Genomic DNA, 24,713 nt, shown 5'->3' on the forward strand with positions numbered 1-24,713 from the left:
TCCGCCCTCGTCATCCTGGAAGAGACCGCTGCGCCATGGTCAGCGGTGCATGTGTCAGTACGATAAACATCCGCCGGCAATTCGCTGCGCGTGTGCCCGTGCGGGCGAACCACGCGCAGCCGGTGCACATGCAGACTCGAACAGATGCCGGGGTACGCTGGCCAGCGCATCGTCGATGCAGCCGCGCAGCAACGGATGCGCGCAGGCCTGCAGCAGCCGCACGCACTGCATCGGAGACCACGCTGTTCCATGATCGAGGCCGATGAACATCCGATAGGCCTGGTGATAGCGCAGGTCGTCGTACACGCGCTGGGCACTATTCAGATCGCGCATGACCACCAGCAGGGCCGCGCGTTGCAGCAGCCGCGCATCGCCTGCATCAAGCGGCAGCGGGCTCATGGCCGCTTCGGGCCAGGGCCGCAGCTGCAGATCGATGGCTTTTCGCAGCGCCACCAGTGGGTGCGCACTACCATCCAGTGCCGCCCAGCGCGCCGCATCTGCCCAGGCATCACTGGACAGCACCCAGACCCAGGAGTGCCCATAGCGCTGCACGTTCAATGGCGTATGCCGCGCCTGCTCCAGTGACTGGCTCAGGTGACGATCCAGCTCCAGCATGCTGATCCTGCGACTGTCTGCCATCGGCGCCGCCCGTGCTCCGCGACGCGTGGTGCGCCGTACTCTGGAGAAGACGTCAGCAAGGCAGGTGAAGCGACAGCGCACATGCAGCTCTGTGCGCTGCGTGGCGCTTCATCGCCAACGTCATCGCAGCGTCATCTGCCTGCAGGCTTCGCGCTCCAGTCGCGGTGCGTCGCCCCCGCAACGGCGCGCCAGTATCGCCACATCGCTGCGCGCGGCGAACGCGGCCAGCGCATCGGTCATCTCCGCGTCATCGCACCATGACCCCATCGCAACGCGCAGCGCCGGCAATTGCCAGCTGTCCATCACACCGTGGGTACCGGCCACGAACCAGTGCCACAGCCGATGGTGCAGCACCTGCTCATGCAGCTGCGCCAGATCCCCGATGCCATGCATGTCCATCAGCAACAGCGCACGAGCAAGCGCTGCAGGCGGCAACGCACCGGTTTCAGCCAGTGGCAACACCTGCTGCTGCAGGCGCAACAGCATCGCCAGCGGGTGCGACTGCGGATCGAAGTCCAGCAGCACCGCCTGTCGCTGCCACTGCGCATCGGACACCACGCACACCCATGGCGAGCCATAGCGATGCACCATCAACGGCCGTCGCTGCGTGGTTTCCAGCAACGCCGACAGATTGCGACGCAGATCTAGCACGCCGATGGTCTCGTTGCGCATCCTTGGCTTCTCCTTGCTTGCAACAGCCCTGCGCGGTGCGCACGGCCAGCGTCTTCATCTATCCAAGGACGGCAATGCCACCCGGAAAGCGACGCAGATCCAGCGACATCGTCAGTCGCAGCTGCTCCAGCGCCGCATCCGGATCATCGATGCGGAAGCGGCCGCTGACCGGGGCGCGCGCCAATGCCGATTCGCCCAGCAGTACCTTGCCGCGGCGGTAACGGTTGATCTCCTCCACCACCTCACGCAGCGGTGCGCGGCGGAACACCAGCATGCCCTCCGTCCAGGCACTCACTTCCGACGCCACGGCCTCGGCCACCACACCACCGAGGCGCTCGTCGTACCGGGTCTGCTGGCCCGCCTGCAGCCGCAGCCGGCCCTGCGGATGCTCGATGCGGGCACTGCCCTGCAGGCAGGTCACCCGCACCTGGCCCTGGGTGTTGCGTACGTCCAGGCGCACCGCGCCCTCATCGGCAATCACGCAGCCCGGGCCCGCGAACAACGCCAGGCGCAGACCGGCCTGGGTCTCGATCGCGGCCTGGCCCTGCACCAGCTCGAAGCCTTCGCCCTGCGTGTGCGCGCGGCGGCGCAGGCTGCTCTGCGTATCCAGTTCGATCTTCAGTTGCGGCGAGGGCGCGATCTGCAGTCGCTCACCGGTGCCGGTATGGAAATCGGCTGCCATGGCTGTCACCGAGGGCCACAGGCCCATCGGCGGGCGGATGGCCGCCACCACCACCAGACTGGCCGGGGCGGCAATCGCGGCGCCCAAGAAGGCGCGTCGGCTCCAGCGCTGGGCCGGCGTCGGCGCGACCGGTTGACGCGCGGCGGCGGGCAGCTGCTCGCCGGCCAGCCGCACCTGCTCCCACTGCCGGCGCGCACGTCCGAACGCTTCACGATGACGCGGGTCGGACTCGCACCACGCGCGGAACCGGCGCCCGTCGGCGGCGGTCGCCTCGCCCGAGGTCAGCCGCACCACCCACGCGTGCGCCTGACGCTCGACGGCATCCAGCGGGCGTTGCGGGCGATCGTCAGGATCCATGGGGGCTCATGCCGGACCCGCACGCTGCGGGGTTCTGCTCGGCGTCAAAGTGTAGACGGATGCCGCCGTTCAGAACCGCACCTGGCGCCCCGTTCCGCTGCGCTCGGCCAGATAGTCCTGGGCGGCCTTCAGCTCACGCTGCACCAGCCGCAGCGACACACCGAGGTGATCGGCGACATCGCGCTGCTGCAGGCCGTCGACACGGATCGCCAGCAGGATGCGGCGACGGCGCTCGGGCATGCGCTGCAGCAGGCCGACCATGTCTTCCAGCGCGAAGTCCAGTTCAGCCGCCTGCGCCGGGCCGGGTGCAGGGTCGGCCATGTCCATCAGCGTATCCACCTCCTCCAGGCTCAGCAGGCGGTGGTCAGCACGTTGGCGGTCGATCACGGTATTCATTGCCATGCGCAGCAGATAGGCCGCAGGGTTCTGCACGGCATCCAGGCGGTCACGCCGCGCGCTCAGGCGCATCCACGTGTCCTGCAGCGCGTCGCCGGCCAGCTCCTCCGAGCCCAGCTTGCGCACCAGCCGGCGCTTAAGCTCATCGTAGGCACCCAGAAGGTGGTCCATCAGGTCAACTGCCCCAGCCGTACCGTTGCTCATGTTCGAATCCTTGAAGTCATGGAAGGGGCGCGCGCCCGCCACAGTCGTGGTCGGTGCCGGAAGGTCGGATCTGCAGCGTTACCGGCTGCGGCAGCGCAGCGGCATCGGGTGCCAGCACCAAGTGCTGCAGCGCCTGCAGCAGGCGCGCATCGCGGCGCTCGCTGCCACTGCCTGACAGCAGCTCGGGCGCATGCACCTGGCCCTCGCTGTCGACACGGAAACGCAGCGTCGCGGCATAGCGGCCGGGAGCGATCTCCGGGTCGTCACAGAACACCGCACGCAGCCGCTGCTGCAGCCCACCATAGCGACGTCGACGTTCCGCATCGGCGAGTTCCGCGCCGACACCGGGTTCGGCAGCCAAGGGCGTGTTCCGGCGCAGCACCACACGCTGTTTGCCGATCACCTCGGCCTCGACGCCGGAGTCCTGCAGCAGCGCCTGCAGGGCGGGCAGCGGCGGCAGGCTGGCGCGCAGCGCACGGCTGCTGCGGCCCGCGGCCAGATCGCCCGGGTACATCACGGACCACCCACTGATGACGCTGAAGCGCTCGACCGCCTGTTCCAGTGGCTGCGCAGGGATGTCGTAGGCATGAACACCGTCCTGCCCGGCAGCGGCAAAGGACAGCAGCAGCCATGCCGCGATGGCCACCTTCCAAGTTCTGACCGCATGGTGTCCATTCAGCCCCCTGACGTAGAACACATGACCCTCGGCAGCGACAGCAGCTGCAGTGGACGCGCGCCAAGACCGGAACCCCGGCCCGCGCGCGACCCGCAAGCGGGCTCAAACCGTACCGGGGTCACATGTCATTGCGATGACCGCCGCCTACAGCCGACCTGAAGCCGGTCACCCATCAGGAATCAATAAATCGAACAGACCACCTCATCCACGCCTGGGGTCAGAGCCCGTTGCGCAGCAACGGGATCCGACCCCGTGCCGACCCAGACGTGTCGACCAAGGTCGACACCCACCAAGAGCAGCTCATGCCGCTCCGGCAGATCGTGGAAATCTGTCGAAGGCGGGGTGGGTCCGGTTGCGGGGGCGTGAGCCGCATGTATGCGGCGACCGAGCTTACATGGACGTACTTGCAGCGTCCCCCGCAACCGGACCAACCCCGCCATCCCTCAGCAGGCCCGCTGTTGCTGTTGCTGTTGAGGTTGCCGGCCAGCGGCCGGCACTACCCGCGGGTGCCGGGTGCAACCCGGCCGCAAACCCCATCCCTCAAAGCGGCAGCTGGGTCGTCTGCTTGATCCGCTGCATCGGAATCTCCGTCTTGGTGTTCTGCACCCCGGCGATCCGGTTCAGATGCTGCATCTGGAACTGCCGGTAGGCATCAAGGTCCGCCACCGCCACCCGCAGCAGGAAATCGCAGTCACCGGCCATCAGATGGCATTCCAGCACTTCCGGGAACGACTTGATGCTGTTGATGAAGTGATTGGTGGTGTCCTCGTCCTGCCCCCGCAGCCACACCCGCACGAACACCGTGAAGCCACGGCCCACCTTGGCCTCGTTCAACAAGGCCACATAGCGGTCGATGTAGCCGCCCTCCTCCAGCAACCGCACCCGGCGCAGACAGGCCGACGGCGACAGCCCGACCAGGCGAGCCAGCTCCAGGTTCTGCAGGCGACCGTCGCGCTGCAGGGCGTCGAGGATGCGCCGATCGAGGTTGTCGAGCTGGTACTGCATGGAATTTCACCCGTTTCGCTTCTGGCCGCATGACATATCAATCATCCAGAATCAAGTGGCATCAACGCAACCCGATTTCGTGATTGGACCGCTAGCATGGGCCACCCCCACCTTGTTGTGCCGTTCCATGGACGCCCGTACCACCCTCCCCCCGCCCGCCACCTGCGATACCGCCCCGCGTGCCGAATTCCTGCGCGGCCTGCGCGCCGCCGTGCCGGTGATGATCGGCTTCATTCCGTTTGCCCTGGTGCTCGGTGCGCAGGCGGCCCAGAAGGGCCTGAGCGCACTGGAAGTACCGCTGATGACCGGTCTCAACTTCGCTGGCGGCTCGGAGTTCGCCGCCGTCGAACTGTGGACCTCGCCACCGCACATCGCGCTGATCGTGGCCATCACCGCCCTGGTCAACAGCCGCCACCTGCTGATGGGCGCCAGCCTGGCCCCGCTGCTCCAGCACCTGCCGCGCCGACGCGTGCTGCCGGCCCTGTTCTTCATGTGCGACGAAAGCTGGGCGATGGGCGTGGCCGATGCGCGCCGGCGCGCGCTTGGCTTCAGCCTGGCCTACTACCTGGGCGTGTCGGCAGGCCTGTACACGGTCTGGGTGGCCTGCACCGCACTCGGCGCGATCATCGGGCCGCTGTTGGGCGACATCCACGCCTATGGTTTCGACATGGCCTTCCCCGCCGTGTTCCTGGTGCTGCTGCGCGGCATGTGGCAGGGCATGAAGGCGGCGCGGCCGTGGCTGGTCAGCCTGGTCGTGGCCGCCGCCACTTATCTGCTGGTCCCGGGCGCGTGGTACGTGGCCAGCGGCGCACTGGCCGGCCTGGCCGCAGCTTGGCTGCTGGCGGAGGACGCAGCATGATCTTCAATGGCCTGATCCACTGGACCTCGGTACTGACCATCGTGCTGATGGCCGCTGCCACCTACCTGACCCGCATCGTCGGCTTCCTGGCGTTGCGCAACCGCACCCTGAGCAAACGTGCGGTAACGGTGATGGAAGCCGCGCCGGGCTGCGTGCTGATCTCGGTGATCGCCCCGGACTTCGTTGCCGACAAACCCGCCGACCTGGCCGCGCTGGCCATTACCCTGCTGGCCGCCACGCGGCTGTCGATGCTCCCGACCGTGCTGATCGGCGTGGTCTCGGCGGGTGTGTTGCGCTATCTGATGGGGTAGCTACCGGTACGCCGGGCAACGCCCGGCGCACCGTAGTGGCGCAGCAGTGCAATCACGCGCTGCTGCTTGCCGCCAGCAGGCACAGGCTGCGCGCCGGCAGCGTCCAGGCGCCTTCCTCATCCGGCTCCAACGGCGTTTCGTCGGTCTGCAGGAGTACGCGCCGGAACGACAGGGCGTCATCTGACACGCAGAACCGCTGCGGCTGCTCCCCGGCGTTCAACAGCAGGGCCAGGCTGACATGCCGTCCGGGCTCGCGCAGGCCGCTGTCGGGGCTGCGGCCGTCCAGCACGATCAGCAGCGCACGCAGCCCTGCGTCATGCCAGTCCGCTTCCTCCATGCTGCGACCGTCAGGATGCCGCCAGTCGATATCGCGCAGGCCCAGCGCCTCATCGTACTCGCCGCGCAGGAACCGGTTCCGGCGCAGCAGGCCGTAGCGCCGGCGCAGTGACAGCGCCCGCCGCACGAACGCCACCTGCGCCTGTGCAGCCGGCAATGCTGCGCGCTCCCAGTCGATCCAGCTCAGTGGATTGTCCTGGCAGTAGGCGTTGTTGTTGCCCTGCTGCGAATGGCCGAACTCATCGCCTGCCAGCAGCATCGGCGTCCCCTGCGCCAGCAGCAGCGTGGCCAGCAGGTTGCGCATCTGCCGCGCACGCAACGAAAGGATCGCCGCATCATCGGTGTCTCCCTCCACGCCGTGGTTGCTGGAAAGGTTGTGCGAGTGGCCGTCACGGTTGTCCTCGCCGTTGGCCTCGTTGTGGCGATCGTTGTAGCTGACCAGATCGTGCAGGGTGAATCCATCATGCGCGGTCACCAGATTGATGCTGGCCGACGGTCGCCTGCCGTGGTGTTCGAACAGGTCGGCCGAGCCGGTGAAGCGCGTGGCAAACTCCGCCAGCTGCCCGCCATCGCCACGCCACAGCGCGCGCACCGTGTCGCGAAAGCGGTCGTTCCATTCGGCCCAGCCCGGCGGAAACTGGCCCAGCTGGTAGCCGCCCGGGCCGATGTCCCATGGCTCGGCAATCAGCTTCACCTGGCTCAGGATCGGGTCCTGGCGTACCGCATCGAGGAAGCTGCCCGAGGCGTCGAAGCCATGCCGTTCGCGGCCGAGGATGGTTGCCAGGTCGAAGCGGAACCCATCCACCCGCATCTCGGTCACCCAGTAGCGCAGAGAGTCCATGACCATGCGCAGCGCACCGGCATTGGTCAGGTCGAACGTATTTCCGGTGCCGGTATCGTTGATGTAGTAGCGGCGATCATCGGCCAGGCGGTAGTAGCTGGCGTTGTCGATGCCCTTGAAGGACAGCGTAGGGCCTAGCTCATTGCCTTCGGCGGTGTGGTTGTAGACCACGTCCAGGATCACTTCGATGCCGGCATTGTGCAGCCGCGCGACCATCTGCTTGAACTCGGCCACGATGCCCAGCGACAGGTAGCGAGGCTGCGGCGCGAAGAAGCCGATGGTGTTGTACCCCCAGTAATTGCGCAGCCCGCGCTCGAGCAGCTGCTGGTCATCGACGTATGCGTGCACGGGTAGCAGTTCGATGGCGGTCACGCCCAGATGGCTGAGGTGGTCGACCACTGCGTCATGGCGCAGGGCAGAGAAGGTGCCACGCTCGGCCTGCGGGACATCGGGATGCTGCATGGTCAGCCCGCGCACATGCGCTTCGTAGATCACGGTCCGGTCCCAGGGCGTGGCAGGTGCACGCTCGACACCCCAGCTGAAGGCCGGGTCGATCACGGCGCAGCGCGGCATGTAGGCGGCGCTGTCGCGACGGTCGAAGCTGAGGTCGCCATCGCGGTGGCCCAGGGTGTAGCCGAACAGGTGGGGGGCCCACTTCAGTTCGCCGACAATCTGCTTGGCGTAAGGGTCCAGCAGCAGCTTGTTGGGATTGAAGCGATGGCCTTCCTCCGGAGCATAGGGACCATGCACCCGGTAGCCATAGCGCTGGCCGGGCCGCACGTCCGGCAGGTAACCATGCCAGATCTCGTTGGTGTACTCGGGCAGCGCGATGCGTTCCACTTCGCGGTTGCGTCCATCGAACAGGCAGAGTTCCACCCGTGTGGCATGCCGCGAGTACAGTGCGAAGTTCACACCCAACCCGTCCCAGGTCGCCCCCAGCGGGAAGGGCCGGCCTTCGCGCACGCGCGAGGTCTGCGTCCACTTACGGCTGGCCATCGGCTCCCTCCTCGTCGCGCGCGGCGGCAATCTCGGCTTCCACCAGCCGCTCGGCCATGTGCCAGTGCCGTTGCTGCTGGTCGTCCGGGCGCCCTTCTGCCTCCCATATCTGGTGGGCAAGTGCCTCAATCCGCTGCCGTCGTTCCCTGCTGTCCATCCCTACCTGTCTCCTCGTTGATCCATATCGCCAACGGGCTGCCAGCCAGAAGCCCGGCCACGTCCGCGGTTGCGTTGAAATGTTCGATGCGCCCGTCCAGGACATTGCGCATGGGGCCTGCCGGCAGCCCACGCAGCGTCACGCCGCTGCCGACGTCGCGCGGAATGTGCAGGCTGGGCCCCGGCATGGTGGTGGGCGAACTTCGCCGTACGACCACCACCAGCACCTGCGCCTGATGCCTGCGCGTGAACGCCAGCCACGGCGAGCGCGCAGGCGCCGACAGCGGCTGCAGCGCGCCGTGCAGGAAAAGATGCGGGTGCCTGCGGCGGCAATCGAGCAACTGCCGGAGCAGGAATGCCTTGATCCCACCGTCCCGCCAGTCATCCAGCAGCGCGGGCCACCCGCGCGCATCACGCAGCCACGCGTGCCGCGCCGGATAGTCCACCGCGCGCCGGTTGTCCGGGTCCACCAGGCTCAGGTCCCAGCCTTCGCCGCCCTGGTAGAGGTCGGGCACGCCGGGCAGGCAGTGCTGCAGGCACAGCTGTGCCAGGCCGTTGCAGGCGCCCGCCGGCGCAATGCGCGCCACGAACGTCGCCAGCGCCTCCCGCACCGGCTGCAATGGCGCTCCATCCAGCAGCGCGTGCAGCCACTGCGCGGCGGCCTCCTCCACGGCCACGTTGGGATCGGACCAGCTGCTGACCCGTTTACCCTCGCGCAATGCCTTGGTCAGCCATTGCACCATCCTCGATGCGAAGTCGGCGCCGGGGGTACCGTGCATCGGCCACGCGGCGACGAGCGCCTGCCATAGCGCATAGGTCTCGGCACCCGGCAACGGCATCGGCGCGCCGGCGTGGGTCGCCATCCGGCTCCAGCGCCGCACCGCGTCCCGCCACTCGACCGTGCAGGTACTGAGAACCGCCAGCCGTGCCCGGCTGTCGGCCCCGCGCTTGTGATCGTGGGTCGCCAGCGCAAGCAGCGCCCTGGGATGGCGCCGCAGGCGCCCGGCTGCATGTTCCAGCAGCTCGCGCCCCTCCATGCCCAGCCGCTGTGGATCACTGCCGACTTCGTTGCGCGACAGCAGCCTGAAATAGCGATAGAACCCGGTATCTTCCACCGACTTGGCATTCAGCGGCGCGGCCAGCTGCCCGAACCGTACGCGCAGCTCGGTTTCAGCCGGCGCCTGGCCGGGAAGTGCCTGCAACAGCAGATCCAGCGCGGCGCGTGCGGCACCGTCCAGCGCCTCGCGCGCAGCACCGGCAGCGTCCACCAGCGCCTTTCGTTCACCCGCCCACTGCAGCGAATAGGGCCGGTAGGTGCGGTAATGCCGCAGCAATGAAGCCAATGCGCGCGCCAGCGCAGCCAGTCCGATATCGGCCTCGGCCAGCCGGGGCTGCAGGACCTGCTGCGCACTGCGCAGCAGCCGCTGGAAGTCTGCGTGAAGGCCTTGGCGCAAGATCATGCCGCGAGCGTCCTGCTGAATCCGGTCAAAGCTGCGCGGGTCACCGCCCAGTGCCTGCCACGTGCGCGAGAGCGCGGGCGCAGCCGCCGGATCGTGCAGCCACGCCCCGGTCTGGTCCATGAAGTCATAGCCGGTGGTGCCCTCGCAGGCCCAGCCGTCGGGCAGCTGCTCGCCCTCGGCCAGTATCTTCTCCACATGCAGGCTCACCGCCTGCGGATCACGGTCGCCGGCCGCGCACGCCGTCCTGATCGATTCACGCAGGCGCTGCAGGTAGGCGCCCGGACGCGACAGGCCATCCACATGGTCGACGCGCAGGCCGTCCACCCATCCCTCGCGTACCAACCGCAGCGGCAGCGCATGCACCGCCTCGAACACGTCGTCGCGCTCCACCCGCAGCGCGGCCAGTTCGTTGATATCGAAAAAGCGCCGGTAATTCACCTGATCGCCCGCCGTGCGCCACCAGGCCAGCCGGTAGTGCTGCCGCTGCAGCAGGGTATGCAGCCGTTCAACGCTGCGGTTGCAGCGCTCGGCCCACGCCGGCCACTGCGCGGGGTCCAGTGGATGGCTGCGCGGCGACAACGGCAACGCCAGCCCATGGTGGCGCAGCACGGGCCGCGCCTTGTCCACCACCACGCGCACGACGCCATCGCGCACCGCGTCGTGCAACGGCCGGTCCAGCACAGGCAGCCACAGCCGGCCCTCGCAGCCCGGCGCCTCCCAGTCGATGTCAAACCAGTCTGCGTGCGGGCTCCGACGCCCGTGCATCAGCACATCGCTCCACCAATGGCTGTGCGGGGAAGCCGCCAGATGGTTGGGTACGATGTCCAGGATCAGGCCCATGCCGTGCGCCCGCGTCGCCGTGGCCAGTTGCCGGAAGGCTTCTTCGCCGCCCAGTTCCGGATTGATGCGGGCCGGGTCGATGCCATCGTAGCCATGCGTAGACCCGGGCAGCGCGGCGGCGACAGGCGACAGGTAAAGGTGGCTGACGCCCAGCGCGGCGTAATACGGCACCTGCGCCGCGGCGGCCCCGAGGTCGAAGCCTGCATGCAATTGCAGGCGCACGGTGGCACGCAACGGAGTCATCGCTGCTCCTTCCTCCGCGTGGCGCTGAACCGGGCAATACGCGCGTCGGCCGCGTCCTGGTCCCACGCAAGCGGCAGCCGTCGGCGCCAATTGGGATGGCCGTCGACGGTGCCCGGCAGGTTAACCTGCGCGCGACTGCCCAGGGCGTCTTCCAGCGGGAGCAGCGCCAGCCGTGACGATGCGTGCGCGACCAGCGACAGCGCACGCGCTTCAAGCGTGGCCCCCTCGCCCCGGGCGACTGCGGACAGCGCCTGGACCTCTCTGGAGCGCGCGTGCAGCGCCGACGGAAGCCTGCTCAGCTCACCCAGGCGGGCACGCCAGCGCAGGTCGCGCCCGTGCAGCCAGCCGGACAGCGGTGGCAGATCATGGGTGGAGGGCATAGCCACCGCATCGCGGCGCCACCGTGGCGCCGGCAGGAAGCGCTCACCGTTGCGGGCGAACGGCAGCACCTCGATGCCCAGGACGCCGCGGGCTGCCAGCCGCTGGCGAACGCCCGGCGGCACCACGCCCAGGTCTTCACCAATCAGCACGCAGCGATGCCGCCACGATTCCAGCACCAGCAGGTTGATCAGATCATCGAACGGATAGCGCAGGTAAACGCCCTGCCCGGCGCCCGCCCCGCGGGGAAGCACCCACAGGCGCTGCAGGCCAAGGATATGGTCGATGCGCAGCCCGCCACGGCCGGCCATCACAGCGCGCAGCACGCGGATGAACGGCTCAAAGCCCTCGCGCTGCAGGGCGAAGGGTGACCAGCTGGTGATACCCCAGGCCTGGCCCAGCGGATTGAACGCATCCGGCGGCGCGCCCAGTTCAAGGCCCTGCAGCAGTTGGTCGCCGCCGGTCCGCGCCTCGACGCCCTGCGGTGCGCAACCCACCGCCAGATCCGCGATCAGCCCGATCGACGCGCCGTCGTTGCGCAATCCCGCCTGCACCTGCGCCCAGCCCTGCCGCGCCAACCATTGCGCAAACGCATGGTCGTCGGCGCTTCCAGTGAACCGGTCGGCGGCGCGCTGGCAATAGCGCAGCAGGGGTTCGCCTTGCGCATCGCGCCACGTCTGCATCTGTTCGCACTGTGCCGGCGCCTGCTGCCGCAGCCACTGGTGCACCTGGCGCAGCCAGCGCCACTTCAACGCCGCCGAGTGCGGCCAGTCGATGCGGCGCGCTGCGGTGGCGGCTGCAACTGCCGTCGCCAGTGCTTGGTCTTCAGCCAGCACGGCGTCGGCTGCCTCCGGCAGTACCTGCGGCAGGGACACCTGCAGTGGATCGAGCCAGTGCCGGTCGCTGGGCGAATAGGGGCTGTAGCCTGGCCCAGGTGGCAAGCCGGCATGCAGCGGGCTCAACGCCACTGCATCGCCGCCGTAACGGTGCAGCAGTTCGCTCCATCGTGCACAGCCGGCGCTGTCACCGATGCCAGCGTCGCAAGAGGCGCGAAGGCTGTAGACCTGCGCCGACAGGCCCCAGCCGCGCAGCGTGCCCTGCGGCCACCAGGCACGTTGTGGCGCCACCGCAACCGCCTGTTGCCGGTCGCCCCGGCGCCACTGCCAGTAACCCGGCTGGTCCGGCACGCGCCAGCGCCCTTGCGCATCGGCGCGTGCCGGCAGCACTGCGCCATGCTCATCCACCCAGCACGCTGCGCCGGCTGCGTCCGGCATCGCCAGCAGCTGTCCACAGCAGGCCGTGCGCAGGCCACCGTGCTCGGGCGCTGCATCGCCCTGCAGCCCCTCCAGCACCGCGCGCAGCACGTCCGGTGCGACCTCGCGCTCGACACCGGCCACGTCGGTCCAGCGAACCAGCAGGCCCGCGCGCCGTGCCGCCTCCAGAACCGCCGCATCGGTACTCATGCGGCAACCCAACAGGCAAGCACGCCGCCGCCTGCGGGCAGCAACGTGGCAGCGTCCGGCCCTACAACGTGCTCCCCGGCCGGCATCGCATGCACCACCGGCGACGGGCCGACATTGACCGCGATCCACCACTGGCCCGACGGCAGCTGCCAGCCCGCCTGCACCGCGCCTTCGCCCAGCACGCGCGCACCCAACGACCGCGCCTGCAGCAACCCGGGCTGCAGATAGCGCCTGCGCAGTGCCAGAAACCCGCTCGTGCAGCGCAGCCAGTCCTGCGACCAGTGATCATCGCCGGGCGGCGACGTGTAGGACGCCTGCAGGGTGGCCGGGTCGTTCGGGTCGGGAATACGCGCGCGCGCGGCGGCGTCGGCAAAGGCGCTGAAACCAGCGAACTCGCGGCGACGCCCTTCGCGCACCGCCTCGTCCAGCGGCGGCGCGTAGTCGGTGAAGAACAGGAACGGCGATTGCGCCTGCCACGGTTCGCCCATGAACAGCAGCGGGATCATCGGCGTCAGCAGGGTCAACGCCAGCGCCGCACGCAGCCGCGCAGGATCGGTCAGCATCGACAGGCGCTCGCCGAGAGCGCGGTTGCCTACCTGATCGTGGTTCTGCGCGAATACCACAAAACGCGCGGGCGACAGGTCGGCGCTGGGTTCGCCGCGGGGATCGCCGCGCAGGTCCGGTTCACCCTGCCAGGCGAATCCTTCGGCCAGGCAGCGCGCCAGCAGTGCTTCGGCGCGACCGGCATAGGCCGCGTAATAGCCCTCCTGCTCGCCGGTCAGCATCACGTGCAGCGCATTGTGGAAGTCATCGTTCCACTGCCCCTGGTAGGCGCCGCGCAGCCACCGCGCCTGGTTGCGCTCGTTCTCCAGCACCAGGTGCGCGTGCGGGGCCACCGCACGTACCTCATCGGCCAGCTGCTGGAGGAAACGGTTATCGTCAATGGCGTGCACCGCGTCCAGGCGCAGGCCATCGAAGCCGTAGTCGCGCAACCACATCAGCGCGTTGTCGATGAAAAAGCGCCGCACCCAGGGCTGGCGGAAGTCGATGGCCTCGCCCCACGGCGTGCTGCGGTCGTCACGGAAGAACCCGCGCGCGTAGTCGCGCAAGTGGTTGCCCTGTGGTCCGAAGTGGTTGTAGACCACATCCAGCAGCACCGACAGCCCTGCATCGTGCGCCGCTTCGATGAAGGCCCTCAGCGCTGCCGGCCCGCCATAGGCATGGGCCGGCGCATACGGGAACACGCCGTCGTAGCCCCAGTTGCGCTGGCCGGGAAACTGCGCGACCGGCATCAGTTCAATGGCGGTGATGCCCAGCGCGGCCAGCATCGGCAGCTGCGCGGTCAACGCCGCGAAGCCGCCGCCGGCCTCGATGTGTGCTTCATAGATCACCAGATCCTGCCAGGCATGCCCGCGCCAAGCGGGTTGCGTCATGGCCGTGTCCAGCACCACCGCGCTGTCTCCGTCGATGCCGTCCGGCTGCCAGCGCGAGGCCGGGTCGGGCACGTCCTGACCGGAAGGAAGGCGAAAACGGTAGCGGTCGCCATGCGATGCCGGTGTCCGCAGCCAGTGGCAGCCGTCCGGGTCACATTGCATCGGCTGTTGCGTGCCGCGCAGGCACAGCGCCATCGTCCTTGCGTCCGGTGCCCACACGCGGAACTCCACCCCGTCACCGGCCACCGGCCAAGCGCCCAGGCGCGGGGCCATTGTGGTCATGCATCAACCTGCAGGTACAGCGTGGAAAGCGGCGGCAGCGTGAGCCGCAGCGACTGCGCGTGGCCGTGCATCGGCCTCGGCTCGGTATGCACTGCACCGAGGTTTCCCGCATTGCCGCCACCGTAATACGCGCTGTCGGTGTTGAGCCGTTCGCTCCAACGCCCCGGGTGCGGCACGCCGACCCGGTAGCCGTCGCGACGTACCGGAGTGAAGTTGCTCACCACCAGCAGGGTGCGGCCGCTACCGGCCGGATCCCGGCGGATGAACGCGTAAACGCTGTTGCGGCTGTCGTCGGCCACGCTCCAATCGAAACCGCGTTCGTCGCGCTCGTCGCGATGCAACGCGGGTTCGGCGCGGAGCACGCTGTTGAGGTCTCGCACCAGGCGCGACAGGCCCTGGCCCTCACTGCTGGCCGCCTGTGCCCAGTCCAGTACCGCATCGTGCGACCACTCGTGGCCCTGGCCGAACTCGCCGCCCATGAACAGCAGTTTGCTGCCCGGGTGCGCCCACATGAAACCGTAGTACGCGCGGAGCTGGGCCAGCCGCTGCGCCGGCTCGCCCGTCATCTTGGCCAGCAGCGCTCCCTTGCCATGCACCACCTCGTCATGCGACAGCGGCAACACGAACCGTTCGGAGAAGGCGTAGACCAGGCCGAAGCTGATCTCGCTGTGGTGATGCTGGCGATGGACCGGATCGCGCCCCAGGTACTGCAGGGTGTCGTGCATCCAGCCCATGTTCCATTTGTGGGTGAAGCCAAGCCCGCCCTCCTCCACCGGCGCGGTCACCCCCGGCCACGCGGTGGATTCCTCGGCGATCACCAGCACATCCGGGAAACGCTCACGCAGCGCCTGGTTCATCCGCCGCAGGAACGCGACCGCCTGCAGGTTCTCGCGCCCGCCCTGCTCGTTGGGTATCCACTCCCCCTCGGCACGGCTGTAATCCCGGTACAGCATCGACGCCACAGCATCCACGCGCAGACCGTCGATATGGAACCGCTCCACCCACTCCAAGGCACTGCCGATCAGGTAGGCAGCCACTTCGTTGCGGCCGTAGTTGTAGATCAGCGTGTCCCAGTCGGCGTGCACCCCTTCGCGCGGGTCGGCATGCTCGTACAGCGCGGTGCCATCGAACCCGGCCAGGCCATGCGCATCGTTCGGGAAGTGCGCGCTCACCCAGTCCACGATCACCCCTACGCCGGCCTGGTGGCAGCGGTCCACGAAGCGCACGAAGGCCTGCGGCGTGCCATGGCGCGCCGTCGGCGCGTAGATGCCCAGCGGCTGATAGCCCCAGGAACCGCCAAAGGGATGCTCGCTGACCGGCAGCAGCTCGATGTGGGTAAAGCCGAGTCCGGCCACGTACGGAATCAACCGGTCGGCCAGGGCGTCCCAGTCCAGCGGCGCACCCTCGTCGCTGCGCTGCCAGGAGCCAGCATGTACTTCGTAGATGGACAGCGGTGCGCAGGTTCCGGCCTGGCGTCGGGCCGCCAACCATGCGTCATCGTGCCACTGCGTCGGCGCCGCCGAAGGCACCCGCGAAGCGGTGGCCGGTGGCAGCTCGGCCCAGCGCGCCATCGGATCGAACTTGTCGGGCATCACCCGGCCGTCGGCGCCGACGATGCGGAATTTGTAGCGGGCACCGGCCTGCACGCCCGGCAGGAACAGTTCCCACACGCCGGCGGTGTGACGCAGCCGCATCGGATGGCGTCGGCCATCCCATCCATTGAAATCGCCAACCACCGCGACCCGCTGGGCATTGGGTGCCCACACCGCGAAGCGCACGCCCGCGATGCCCTGCACCTGCATCGGCACCGCCCCCAGCTGCCGCGCCGCATCGGCATCACCGGCATGGAACCGCTGCAGCAGTGCTTCGTCCAACAGTGGACCGAACGCATAGGCATCATGCACCTGCTCCACGCCCTGTTCGAAATGCAGGGCAAGCAGCGGTATCGCCGCGTCACCGGCCGCGCCCTCGAACAGGCCGGGCAACGGGCCAGGAGACAGGTCCCAGCGTTGCCCATCGTCTGCAATCACCTCGACGCGCTGCGCGTGCGGCACCAGCACGCGCAGCTGGCGTCCGCCTTCTGGCTGGCGATGCGGGCCCAGCCAGGCAAATGCATCGGCCGGGCGCGCGTGGACGAGGTCCTGCAGCGCCGGGGCGATACGCTGATCCAATCCCGTCTCCGTGATCGCTTCATCCTCCAGGGCGGCCAGATGCAGGCTGTCGTGGCTCATGCGGCCACCTGGCAGGTCTGCTGGTACAGGGCCAGATACGCGCGACCGGCCGCATCCCAGCCACCCGGCCGCAGCATGGCGGCGCGGCGCATGGCCTGCAGCAGGCCGGGCAGGCGGAAGGTGCGCATCGCCCGTTCCACGCAGCGGCGCAGGCCATCGGCATTGGCACCATGGAACAGGAAACCGGTCACGCCGTCCTCCACCGTATCCACCAGCCCGCCGGTCGCGTGTGCGATGGGCAGGCAGCCGAAGCGCTGCGCGTACATCTGGCTCAGCCCGCAGGGTTCGAAGCGTGAAGGCATCAGCAGGAAATCGGCGCCGGCAAACATCTGGCGGGCCAGCGCTTCCTCGAACCCGATGAAGGCGCCCACCCGCCCCGGGTAGCGGCGGGCCAGCGCCTGCACCTGGGCTTCCACCTGCGGCTCGCCACCGCCGATGATGACCAGCTGGCCGCCGGCCGCCACGATCTGGGGTGCCACGTCGCAGGTAATGTCCAGGCCCTTCTGGTGCACCAGCCGCGAGACCACCGCGAACAGCGGGCCGGTCGACGGCGCCAGGCCGAACGCCTTGCGCACCGCATGCGCGTTGGTTGCGCGCCCGGTCCACTCACCAATGCCGAAGTGGGCCTTGAGATGGATATCGCGGCGCGGGTCCCAGCTGGCGTCGATGCCGTTGACGATTCCACTCAGGTGCCCGCCGGCCGCGCGACGCGCCAACAGATCATGCAGCCCGCAGCCGTCATCCGGGGCGGTGATCTGCTGCGCGTAGCGCAGGCTGACCGTGTTCAGGCGCGTGGCGTTGGTGATCCCGCCCTGCAGGAACGACATCTGCCCGTGGAAGTGCAGTTCATCCAGGTGTTCGGCCGGCACGCCCAGCACGGGTGCAAGCGCGTACGGAAACAGCCCCTGGTAAGCCAGGTTGTGGATCGTCAGCAGGGTCGGCACGGCCGTCCGGTCCCAACGCACGTAGGCGGCCGCCATGGCCACCGGCCAATCATTCAGGTGCAGCAGTTGCGGCGACCAGTCCAGCCCGGCACGCCCGGCCGCAATCTCCGCAGCCGCATGCGAAAGCGTGGCGAATCGAACCGCGTTGTCCTTCCACTCCTGTCCCTGCCCGTCCACGTAGGGCGAGCCCTCACGCTCGTACAGCTCCGCCGACAGCAAGACGTAGATCGGAAGGCCGTCGGCCTGCACCGCCATGCCGATCGTGCACGCTGGCAAGCCGGCCCGCGCGCTGACGTGCCCCACCCGCTGCAGCTGTGGCAGGCGCTGCAGTACCTCCGGGTAGCCGGGCAGCAGCACGCGCGAATCACACGCACCGCGCACCGCACGCGGCAGGGCCGCAGCTACGTCGCCCAGGCCACCGGCCTTGACGAAGTCCGCCATCTCGGTGGCAACGAACAACACCCGCTGCACCAGTTCCGGCAGCTCCAGCGGTTGCGAATGGCCGCGGCGGGTGCCGATCGGCACGGGCGTGACCGGAGCGATCGCAACGGGTGAAGCGGACTGGGTGGCGCGGGCCATGGGGATGATCTCGGATGCTTCAGGCAGACAGACGCCAGCGGCGCCCGGACGGGCGCTGATGCTGGGAAGGAAGTCGACGCAGGACGTGGGGGACGCCAGCGAGAGGCTCAGGACGACAATATCCCTCCATGCGATCAATCAACCGTGAAGCCATGGCGATTTCTTTGTGACAAGGCGTCATGAGCTCAGTACGCATGAGGTACGCCCGCCAGCCGCCCGTGCCTCTCCTGTAGAGCCGAGCCCACGCTCGGCTGCGGGCAGTCCCGTTGGCGCTCGAGCCGAAAATGGGCTCGGCTTTACAGAGATTCTCCCTGCGACACCCGGTCGCAGGCCTTCGCGCCACGCGCTTGACCAATGTCAAATCGCCCGCCGCCACGCGGGCGTATTCCTATGCAGGACCCGAACACACCGGCGCTGCCGGCCTCTACAAGGACCCCCGCGATGAACTACTCCCCCGACAACGACCAGCTCGTGAATGCCCTGCAGAACGTCATGGTGATCTCCACCACCGACCTGCAGGGCAACATCACCTACGCCAATGACCTGTTCTGCACGCTGACCGGCTTCGCCCGCGAAGAGCTGATCGGCCAGCCGCACAGCATCGTGCGCCATCCGGATGTGCCCAAGGCCGTCTACAAGGACATGTGGGACACCATCAAGGCCGGCAAGACCTGGACCGGGATCGTGCCCAACCTCGGCAAGGGCGGCGTGCTCTACGTGGTCGACACCACCGTGCAGCCGCTGTTCGACGCCGACGGCAACATAACCTCCTACATCAGCATCCGCCGCGTGGTGAACGACCTGATGCAGAACTACGACCTGGTCGAGTTCAGCAAGGAAAAGTTCGACGACTTCTACGAGGCCGCGTGAACGCTCTCCCGACCAGTACGCCCTTCAGCCGCCTGCTGGTGGGTTTCGCGTCCGAGTCGGGCAACGCCCGCGCCCTGGCCCAGCGTCTGGGCGCGGACCTGCAGCCGCATGCGCCGCAGGTGCTTCCGTTCAACGACATCGACGTGGCCAGTCTCGGCCAAGGCGACGTGCTGCTGGCGATTTCCAGCTCGTTCGGCGATGGCGAACCGCCGGCCAATGGCGAGCGGTTCTTCGAAACCCTGAGCCAGACCCCGACGCTGAGCGGCCTGCGCTATGCCGTGTTTGGGCTCGGTGACACCGGCTACCCGAGCTTCTGCGGCTTCACCAAGGCGCTGGATGCCGCGCTGAGCGAGCGCCAGGCGCAGCCGCTGCTGCACCGGGTGGATGCCGACCTGGGCTACGAGCAGTTCTTCCAGCAATGGCAGCCGGTGCTAAGCCAGGTGCTGGGTGGCGACCTCAGCGCTGGCCAAGACCTGCACCTGCAGGTCACCGCCTATGGTGAAGACAACGCCTTTGCCGCGCGCATCCTCGAACGCCGCCGCTTGAACAGCAGCGACCCGGCCGCGTGGCACCTGCAGCTGGACATTGCTGGCAGTGGCATGGTCTATCGCGCGGGTGACACCCTGCACGTGGTGCCGGAGAACGACCCAACCCTGCTGCACGCATTGGCCCGCTGGTACGGCGACACCACGGCCGTGGCCGCCCTGCGCGACCGCGAGCTGCGCCTGCTGAGCAAGAGCGTGCTGCGCGAGCTGGCCCGGCTCGGTGGCAGCGAAACGCTGAAGGGCCTGCTGAAGGTCAGCCAGAAGCGCGAGCTGGACGCCTACCTGCACGGCCTGGACCTGCTGGACGTGCTGCAGGACCACGCCACCCCGGACAGCATGCCGCTGCCCCGGCTGCGTGAACTGCTGTCACCGCGGCTGCCGCGTGCCTATTCAATCGCCTCGCACCCGCGCGACGACCAGCTGAGCCTGTGCGTGCGCGAAGTGCATTACACCCTGCGCGGCCGCGAGCGCTTCGGCACCGCTACCGGCAGCCTGCTGCACGGTGGCGACCACGCCCGTGTGTACTGCCGCTCCAACCCGGGCTTCCATCTGCCCGATACCGGCGAGGCACCGCTGCTGCTGGTCGGTACCGGTACCGGCATTGCACCACTCATGGGACTGATGCAGGAGCTGCAGGCCAACGGCTGCGAACGCGAGGTGCACCTGGTGTTTGGCGAGAAGCACAGCGAGCGCGACTACCTGTACCGCGACCAGCTGCAGGACTGGCATACCCGGGGCGTGCTGGCCGGCCTGCATACCGCGTTCTCGCGCGATGGCGCCGAAAAGGTCTATGTGCAGCATGTGCTGCAGCAGCGCGCCAGCGAGGTGCGCGACGTCCTGGCCCGCGGCGGGCATCTGTACCTGTGCGGCAACAAGAACCACCTGGAGGGTGCGGTGCGCGAGGCCATCGATGCCATCGGTGGTGAAGGACACTGGGACACACTGCGGGGCGAAGGCCGCACGCACTGCGAATTGTATTGATCCTTTGATCCTGTAGAGCCGAGCCCATGCTCGGCCGCTGTTGGCGGTGTCGCGCAGAGCAGCCGAGCATGGGCTCGGCTCTACAGGCGCCGGTCAATCGCCGACGATGCGGCCGTCCACCACGCGCGCCACCTGCTGGCCGAACATGGCCACATCCTGCGGGTCATGGCTGATCAACAGCAACGGGATGCCGGTCCGGTCCAGCACCGTTTCCAGCTCCTGACGCAGGTGCTGGCGCAGGTCATGGTCCAGTGCGGAGAACGGCTCATCCAGCAGCAGCGCCTGCGGCTGCGTCACCAGGGCGCGCGCCAATGCAGTGCGCTGGCGCTGGCCACCGGAGACCTGCGAGGGCAGCAGATCGCCCACCGTGTCGATGCGGAAGGCGTGCAACCACTGCTCCACCGCATCGAAACGCTGGCCGAGCCCCGGATTCAACCAGCCCTTCTGCAGCCCGAACGCCACGTTCTGGCGCACGCTCAGGTGTGGGAACAGCGCGTAGTCCTGGAACACATAGCCCAGCCGGCGGCGCTGCGGCGGCAGATCCACGCCGGTGGCCGCATCGAACAGGGTCTGCCCCTGCACGCGCACATGACCCTGGCCCGGCCGCAGCAGCCCGGCCACCGCCTTCAAGGTCAGGCTCTTGCCGGCGCCCGAGGGCCCGAACAACACCACTTGGCGCTGCGTGCACTGCAGCGATACGTCCAACACGAAATCCTGGCCGGCCGCCTGCAGGCGACGCTGCACCTGCAGGTCAAGCCACATCGCGCAGCTCCCGGCGACGCCCGCCCACCAGCCGCGCGGCCAGCAACAGGATCACGATGCAGACCACCGAGGTCAGGATCACCAGCGCATTGGCCTTGCCGTCCTGGCCGGCCTGCACCGCCTCGTAGATCGCGATCGACAGGGTCTGCGTGCGGCCCGGAATGCTGCCCGCAACCATCAGCGTGGCGCCGAACTCGCCCATCGCGCGCGCAAACGCCAGCAGCAGGCCGGCGAGGATGCCGCGCCAGGCCAGTGGCAGCGTGATGCGGAAGAAAACCGCCGCTTCGGATACACCCAGGGTGCGTGCGGCCTGCTCCAGCTGACCGTCCACTTCCTCGAACGCCGCGCGTGCCGGCTTGAACACCAGCGGCAACGAGGCCACCGCCGCCGCGATCACCGCAGCCTGCCAGGTGAACACCAGGTTGATGCCGAACCACGATTGCAGCCATGCGCCGACTGGGCCGTTGCGACCGATCAGTACCAGCAGGTAGTAGCCCAGCACCGTCGGCGGCAGCACCATCGGCAAGGTCAGCAGCGAATCCAGCAGCTCACGGCCGGGAAATCGCCGCCGCGCCAGCAATGCGCCCAGTGCCACGCCCAGCACCAGATTGATCGCGGTGGCCCAGCCGGCCACCTTCAGCGACAACCCCAGTGCGCTCCAGTCCAGATCCATGCCTCAGGGCTTGCCGAACCCGTGCCTGGCCAGGATCGCCTGGCCTTGCGGCGAACGCACGAAGGCAGCGAAGCGCCTGGCCTCCACCGGCTGCGTACTGGCCTTGGTCACCACCAGCGGATAGGCGATGCGCCCGGGCACCGGAACCGCGAAGGCACGGCGCACCCGGTCGGGCATTGCCTGTGCATCGGTGGCATAGACGAAGCCGGCATCCACTTCACCGCGCGCCACGTAATCCAGCGACTGGCGCACGTTCTGCGTCGTGATGATCCTGCCCTGCACCGACGGCCACAGGCCCGCCGCTTCCAGCGCACCCTTGGCATAGCGGCCGACCGGCACGCTGTCCGGGTTACCCAGTGCGATGCGCTGCACACCGGCACCGGCCAGGTCCTTCAAGGTACGCGGCGAGGCCTTGGCCTGCGGTGGCACCACCACCCACAGCGCATTCACCGCGAACACCTCGCGGGTACCGGCCGCCAGCAGGTCCTGCTGCTGGGCCTGGTCCATCGTGGTTTCGTCGGCCGAGGCGAACACATCCACCGGCGCGCCGCGGCTGATCTGCTGCAGCAGCACGCCGGACGCGGCGAAGTTGAAATCCACCTTGGTTCCCGGGTGTGCCTTTTCGTAGGCGGTGCCCAGTTCGCGAAAGCTCTCGGTCAGGCTCGATGCCGCCGACACCGTCAGCTCAGCCGCCCAGGCCGGCACTGCAGCCAGCATTCCCAGCACCAACAGCCCCGCTCGCATCATGGGTCGGCCCCTCGCCTGCCTGATCAGTCCAGTCCGGATTCCCGGGTCACGGCCAGTTCCGCCAGCCGCTCGGGTTGCAGCAACAGCATCTCACGTTGGTTCACCGCAATCACACCCTCGTCGCTCAACCGGCGCAGCACCCGGCTCACCGTCTCCGGCGCCATCCGCAGGTAGTTGGCAATCTCGGTACGGGCCATGCTCAGGTTGAAACGGGTGGCCGAGAAACCGCGCCGGGCATAGCGCTCGGAAAGATCCAGCAGGAACGCCGCCATGCGCTCCTCGGTGCGATGGTTGGCAGCCAGCGTGGCCACCTTGCCGATCTCGGCACTGAGCAGGCTGAACAGCCGTGCCTGCAACCCCGGCATGCGGGTGGCCAGCAGGCTCAATCGCGGGAAGGAAATGCGACACAGATAGACCGTGTCCAGCGCCACGGCATTGCAGGGGAAGCGCGCGCCATGGATGGCATTGAGCCCAATCACCTCACCGGGCAGGCTGAAACCCAGCACCTGCTCGTTGCCCTGGCTGTCATCGACGAAGGTCTTGACCATGCCCGCGCGGACCGCTGCGATCGAATCGAACGGATCGCCCGCACGGAAAATATAGTCTCCGGCCTGGAACGGGCCGACGTGGTCGACCAGCACATGAAGCTCGCCCAGCGCAGTCTTGTCGTAGCCCTGCGACATGCAGGCGTCCGAGAACGCACAGGTACTGCAGAAGTGCAGTGCGTCGCCATCATCGGCGGCGGCGGGGTTGGGTGTGGCCCGGCCGAGACGGCCCTGCGAAGGCGGAATTGAAGACATCGGGGCAAGACTCAAGCGATGGCGGCCGCCGGCCGGAAGCATGCGGCCATCATACGCCACAGCAGGCGCCCTTCTTCGGCCAGGCGCAGTACGCGCGCATCCCACTGCGCCCAGCCGCGTGCCAGCAACGGCGACAACGCGGGCAGCTGTTCGGCAAAACATTCCTCGAACGGTTCATCGTTGCGCCACTCGAAGGCAGCCGCATCGAGGGCGTGGTCACAGGCGATGCTCTGCGCCACTTCGGCCACCAACCGCTCGTCCTCGGACAGGATCAACCCGGCAGACACGCCCATGTGCCCGGCCTGCAGCCGCGCACGCCATTCGCCCAGTTCGTCCTCCAGCCGGTAGAACACCTCGCCGATCTGGCTGCAGGCGGACAGCCCAAGGCCGATGAAATCGCTGCGGTCGCGGCGTGGCACACCGGCAAGATCGCAATGGCGCTGGCCATCGCCCGGACCGTGCGGGTTCGGCAGATCGCCGCGCTGATAGTGATCGCCACCGATCGGTTCATAACCCGCAGCGCGCAGCAGGCGCCAGGCCTGCAGCCAATGGACGGCCGAGGGATGTTCCGGCAGCGCACACGGCGCCGGCAGCAGGATGCGCTCCGGCGCCTCGGCCAGCACCTCGTGCAGCCGTTCAATGAAGCCGGCGTCCTCGCTGCCGGGTACCCGCAACTGGTAGTAGCGCGCGGTGAAGCCCACCTGTCGCGCCTGTGCCAGCAGGGTCGGCCCCGGTGCATCGGCACGATCGATCACGTTCAAGCGGGTGCAGCCCACCGCACGCAGCTGCGCCGGCGCCAGCGCGCTGCCTGCGTCCAGCCGCACCTCCACCTGGGGCCGCGCCACGGTGCGCAGGTGCTGCGGCACCGCATCCAGCAGCTGGCCCAGCTGCGGCGGCGGCAACGTCTCGGCCAGCCCCAGCTGCAGCACCATCGCCACCACTTCACGGTCCTCGGCCAGCGCGTCGGCCTGCAGCCGCAGCGCCAGCAGCAGGGTATCCAGATACGCCTGCGGTGGCGCATCGCGTCCGCCACGGCCGGCCTGGAAGCCGAGCGTCAAGCCACGCGGAATCAGGTGCTCGTTGCTGGCGCGCACGGCGGCGCGCCACCCGCTTTCGCCAAAGCCGGTGCTGAACTGGTCAGCCGGCGGAAACAGCACGTGCCGGGGCTGCCGCAGCAATGCCGCCTGCAGCGCAGTGTCCTCGCTCTCGTCAACGTGGAAGCTCATGGCAGACATCTTCGGGCGTTCCTCTTCGCGTGGCCCTGATTGAAATCAAGCGCGGCGCATCTGATGGTGGCTGCCGGCCAGCGGCCGGCACTACCCCTTCACCCACCATTTGGTAGTGCCGGCCGC

Annotated in this window: 22 protein-coding genes; 4 read left to right on the top strand and 18 right to left on the bottom strand. The window is 68.4% G+C overall.

The features are described 5' to 3' along the window. Positions 1–54: 54 nt before the first annotated feature. The 6 genes from AC5P8C_RS01475 to AC5P8C_RS01500 form a co-directional block, all read right to left on the bottom strand. Positions 55–615: a hypothetical protein gene (locus AC5P8C_RS01475; protein ID WP_026347003.1), complete on the bottom strand. Its 561-nt coding sequence runs from the start codon at positions 613–615 to the stop codon at positions 55–57. 144 nt (positions 616–759) lie between these two features. After that, the gene (locus AC5P8C_RS01480) at positions 760–1,311 is read right to left on the bottom strand and encodes a hypothetical protein (protein WP_019659869.1); all 552 of its coding nucleotides are present in this window, start codon (positions 1,309–1,311) and stop codon (positions 760–762) included. 58 nt (positions 1,312–1,369) lie between these two features. After that, positions 1,370–2,350 carry a FecR family protein gene (locus tag AC5P8C_RS01485; RefSeq protein ID WP_019659870.1) on the bottom strand — a complete coding sequence of 327 codons (981 nt, stop codon included), beginning with the start codon at positions 2,348–2,350 and terminating at the stop codon, positions 1,370–1,372. A gap of 69 nt (positions 2,351–2,419) precedes the next feature. Beyond that, positions 2,420–2,950, bottom strand: a complete 531-nt coding sequence (locus AC5P8C_RS01490; protein ID WP_026347004.1) for an RNA polymerase sigma factor — start codon at positions 2,948–2,950, stop codon at positions 2,420–2,422. 16 nt (positions 2,951–2,966) lie between these two features. After that, positions 2,967–3,647 (bottom strand): STN domain-containing protein, encoded by a 681-nt coding sequence (locus AC5P8C_RS01495; RefSeq protein WP_019659872.1) that lies wholly within the window; start codon positions 3,645–3,647, stop codon positions 2,967–2,969. A 519-nt stretch (positions 3,648–4,166) separates the two neighbouring features. Continuing rightward, positions 4,167–4,631 carry an Lrp/AsnC family transcriptional regulator gene (locus AC5P8C_RS01500; protein ID WP_005413654.1) on the bottom strand — a complete coding sequence of 155 codons (465 nt, stop codon included), beginning with the start codon at positions 4,629–4,631 and terminating at the stop codon, positions 4,167–4,169. Positions 4,632–4,758: 127 nt separating this feature from the next. Here AC5P8C_RS01500 and AC5P8C_RS01505 point away from each other — a divergent pair, with 127 nt between their 5' ends. Beyond that, a complete protein-coding gene (locus AC5P8C_RS01505) occupies positions 4,759–5,490 on the top strand; it encodes an AzlC family ABC transporter permease (RefSeq protein ID WP_019659873.1) in 732 nt (243 codons plus the stop codon). Then, complete coding sequence (locus AC5P8C_RS01510; protein WP_005409898.1) at positions 5,487–5,801, top strand: AzlD family protein; 315 nt, start codon at positions 5,487–5,489, stop codon at positions 5,799–5,801. The genes AC5P8C_RS01505 and AC5P8C_RS01510 overlap by 4 nt, the downstream gene beginning before the upstream one ends. 52 nt (positions 5,802–5,853) lie before the next feature. Here AC5P8C_RS01510 and glgX read toward each other — a convergent pair whose 3' ends face one another. From glgX to glgA, 7 genes are read right to left on the bottom strand one after another with little or no spacing between them, the layout of a single operon-like run. Beyond that, positions 5,854–7,974 (bottom strand): glycogen debranching protein GlgX, encoded by a 2,121-nt coding sequence (gene glgX / locus AC5P8C_RS01515; protein ID WP_021204323.1) that lies wholly within the window; start codon positions 7,972–7,974, stop codon positions 5,854–5,856. Beyond that, positions 7,961–8,131 carry a DUF2934 domain-containing protein gene (locus AC5P8C_RS01520; protein ID WP_021204322.1) on the bottom strand — a complete coding sequence of 57 codons (171 nt, stop codon included), beginning with the start codon at positions 8,129–8,131 and terminating at the stop codon, positions 7,961–7,963. The genes glgX and AC5P8C_RS01520 overlap by 14 nt, the downstream gene beginning before the upstream one ends. Then, on the bottom strand, positions 8,100–10,673 hold the full coding sequence (gene treY, locus AC5P8C_RS01525; RefSeq protein WP_019659877.1) for a malto-oligosyltrehalose synthase: 2,574 nt from the start codon (positions 10,671–10,673) through the stop codon (positions 8,100–8,102). Before treY ends, AC5P8C_RS01520 begins: the two co-directional genes overlap by 32 nt. Beyond that, on the bottom strand, positions 10,670–12,514 hold the full coding sequence (locus tag AC5P8C_RS01530) for a 4-alpha-glucanotransferase (RefSeq protein ID WP_495218267.1): 1,845 nt from the start codon (positions 12,512–12,514) through the stop codon (positions 10,670–10,672). Before AC5P8C_RS01530 ends, treY begins: the two co-directional genes overlap by 4 nt. Further along, the gene (gene treZ, locus AC5P8C_RS01535; RefSeq protein ID WP_026347006.1) at positions 12,511–14,229 is read right to left on the bottom strand and encodes a malto-oligosyltrehalose trehalohydrolase; all 1,719 of its coding nucleotides are present in this window, start codon (positions 14,227–14,229) and stop codon (positions 12,511–12,513) included. Before treZ ends, AC5P8C_RS01530 begins: the two co-directional genes overlap by 4 nt. Further along, positions 14,226–16,460 carry a 1,4-alpha-glucan branching enzyme gene (locus AC5P8C_RS01540; RefSeq protein ID WP_019659880.1) on the bottom strand — a complete coding sequence of 745 codons (2,235 nt, stop codon included), beginning with the start codon at positions 16,458–16,460 and terminating at the stop codon, positions 14,226–14,228. The genes treZ and AC5P8C_RS01540 overlap by 4 nt, the downstream gene beginning before the upstream one ends. After that, positions 16,457–17,983, bottom strand: a complete 1,527-nt coding sequence (glgA, locus tag AC5P8C_RS01545; protein WP_019659881.1) for a glycogen synthase GlgA — start codon at positions 17,981–17,983, stop codon at positions 16,457–16,459. The genes AC5P8C_RS01540 and glgA overlap by 4 nt, the downstream gene beginning before the upstream one ends. Positions 17,984–18,424: 441 nt before the next feature. Here glgA and AC5P8C_RS01550 point away from each other — a divergent pair, with 441 nt between their 5' ends. Both AC5P8C_RS01550 and AC5P8C_RS01555 read left to right on the top strand, forming a co-directional pair. Continuing rightward, positions 18,425–18,853: a PAS domain-containing protein gene (locus AC5P8C_RS01550; protein WP_026347009.1), complete on the top strand. Its 429-nt coding sequence runs from the start codon at positions 18,425–18,427 to the stop codon at positions 18,851–18,853. After that, positions 18,850–20,379, top strand: coding sequence for a diflavin oxidoreductase (locus AC5P8C_RS01555; RefSeq protein WP_495218268.1), 1,530 nt, complete (start codon positions 18,850–18,852; stop codon positions 20,377–20,379). Before AC5P8C_RS01550 ends, AC5P8C_RS01555 begins: the two co-directional genes overlap by 4 nt. A gap of 93 nt (positions 20,380–20,472) precedes the next feature. Here the strand turns inward: AC5P8C_RS01555 and AC5P8C_RS01560 are convergent, their stop codons facing one another. From AC5P8C_RS01560 to AC5P8C_RS01580, 5 genes are read right to left on the bottom strand one after another with little or no spacing between them, the layout of a single operon-like run. Continuing rightward, on the bottom strand, positions 20,473–21,141 hold the full coding sequence (locus AC5P8C_RS01560) for a sulfate/molybdate ABC transporter ATP-binding protein (protein ID WP_134729019.1): 669 nt from the start codon (positions 21,139–21,141) through the stop codon (positions 20,473–20,475). Next, a complete protein-coding gene (gene modB / locus AC5P8C_RS01565) occupies positions 21,131–21,814 on the bottom strand; it encodes a molybdate ABC transporter permease subunit (RefSeq protein WP_019659885.1) in 684 nt (227 codons plus the stop codon). Before modB ends, AC5P8C_RS01560 begins: the two co-directional genes overlap by 11 nt. A gap of 3 nt (positions 21,815–21,817) precedes the next feature. Beyond that, positions 21,818–22,561 carry a molybdate ABC transporter substrate-binding protein gene (gene modA / locus AC5P8C_RS01570; protein ID WP_495218269.1) on the bottom strand — a complete coding sequence of 248 codons (744 nt, stop codon included), beginning with the start codon at positions 22,559–22,561 and terminating at the stop codon, positions 21,818–21,820. A 23-nt stretch (positions 22,562–22,584) separates the two neighbouring features. Further along, positions 22,585–23,361, bottom strand: coding sequence for a helix-turn-helix domain-containing protein (locus tag AC5P8C_RS01575; RefSeq protein ID WP_495218270.1), 777 nt, complete (start codon positions 23,359–23,361; stop codon positions 22,585–22,587). Positions 23,362–23,372: 11 nt separating this feature from the next. After that, complete coding sequence (locus AC5P8C_RS01580) at positions 23,373–24,587, bottom strand: oxygen-independent coproporphyrinogen III oxidase (RefSeq protein WP_010485316.1); 1,215 nt, start codon at positions 24,585–24,587, stop codon at positions 23,373–23,375. Between the last annotated feature and the right edge of the window lie 126 nt (positions 24,588–24,713).

The sequence above is a fragment of the Stenotrophomonas sp. YJH_SMC_46 genome (genome assembly GCF_059370315.1).

What these genes read in the sequence shown, in the direction of transcription:
- glgX (WP_021204323.1), bottom strand. Translation starts at nt 7,974, where the DNA reads ATGGCCAGCCGTAAGTGGACGCAGACCTCGCGCGTGCGCGAAGGCCGG.
- modB (WP_019659885.1), bottom strand. Translation starts at nt 21,814, where the DNA reads ATGGATCTGGACTGGAGCGCACTGGGGTTGTCGCTGAAGGTGGCCGGC.
- AC5P8C_RS01540 (WP_019659880.1), bottom strand. Translation starts at nt 16,460, where the DNA reads ATGAGCCACGACAGCCTGCATCTGGCCGCCCTGGAGGATGAAGCGATC.
- AC5P8C_RS01580 (WP_010485316.1), bottom strand. Translation starts at nt 24,587, where the DNA reads ATGAGCTTCCACGTTGACGAGAGCGAGGACACTGCGCTGCAGGCGGCA.
- AC5P8C_RS01480 (WP_019659869.1), bottom strand. Translation starts at nt 1,311, where the DNA reads ATGCGCAACGAGACCATCGGCGTGCTAGATCTGCGTCGCAATCTGTCG.
- glgA (WP_019659881.1), bottom strand. Translation starts at nt 17,983, where the DNA reads ATGGCCCGCGCCACCCAGTCCGCTTCACCCGTTGCGATCGCTCCGGTC.
- AC5P8C_RS01485 (WP_019659870.1), bottom strand. Translation starts at nt 2,350, where the DNA reads ATGGATCCTGACGATCGCCCGCAACGCCCGCTGGATGCCGTCGAGCGT.
- AC5P8C_RS01490 (WP_026347004.1), bottom strand. Translation starts at nt 2,950, where the DNA reads ATGAGCAACGGTACGGCTGGGGCAGTTGACCTGATGGACCACCTTCTG.
- AC5P8C_RS01560 (WP_134729019.1), bottom strand. Translation starts at nt 21,141, where the DNA reads ATGTGGCTTGACCTGCAGGTGCAGCGTCGCCTGCAGGCGGCCGGCCAG.
- AC5P8C_RS01500 (WP_005413654.1), bottom strand. Translation starts at nt 4,631, where the DNA reads ATGCAGTACCAGCTCGACAACCTCGATCGGCGCATCCTCGACGCCCTG.
- AC5P8C_RS01530 (WP_495218267.1), bottom strand. Translation starts at nt 12,514, where the DNA reads ATGAGTACCGATGCGGCGGTTCTGGAGGCGGCACGGCGCGCGGGCCTG.
- AC5P8C_RS01475 (WP_026347003.1), bottom strand. Translation starts at nt 615, where the DNA reads ATGCTGGAGCTGGATCGTCACCTGAGCCAGTCACTGGAGCAGGCGCGG.
- AC5P8C_RS01505 (WP_019659873.1), top strand. Translation starts at nt 4,759, where the DNA reads ATGGACGCCCGTACCACCCTCCCCCCGCCCGCCACCTGCGATACCGCC.
- AC5P8C_RS01550 (WP_026347009.1), top strand. Translation starts at nt 18,425, where the DNA reads ATGAACTACTCCCCCGACAACGACCAGCTCGTGAATGCCCTGCAGAAC.
- treZ (WP_026347006.1), bottom strand. Translation starts at nt 14,229, where the DNA reads ATGACCACAATGGCCCCGCGCCTGGGCGCTTGGCCGGTGGCCGGTGAC.
- modA (WP_495218269.1), bottom strand. Translation starts at nt 22,561, where the DNA reads ATGATGCGAGCGGGGCTGTTGGTGCTGGGAATGCTGGCTGCAGTGCCG.
- AC5P8C_RS01575 (WP_495218270.1), bottom strand. Translation starts at nt 23,361, where the DNA reads ATGTCTTCAATTCCGCCTTCGCAGGGCCGTCTCGGCCGGGCCACACCC.
- AC5P8C_RS01520 (WP_021204322.1), bottom strand. Translation starts at nt 8,131, where the DNA reads ATGGACAGCAGGGAACGACGGCAGCGGATTGAGGCACTTGCCCACCAG.
- treY (WP_019659877.1), bottom strand. Translation starts at nt 10,673, where the DNA reads ATGACTCCGTTGCGTGCCACCGTGCGCCTGCAATTGCATGCAGGCTTC.
- AC5P8C_RS01510 (WP_005409898.1), top strand. Translation starts at nt 5,487, where the DNA reads ATGATCTTCAATGGCCTGATCCACTGGACCTCGGTACTGACCATCGTG.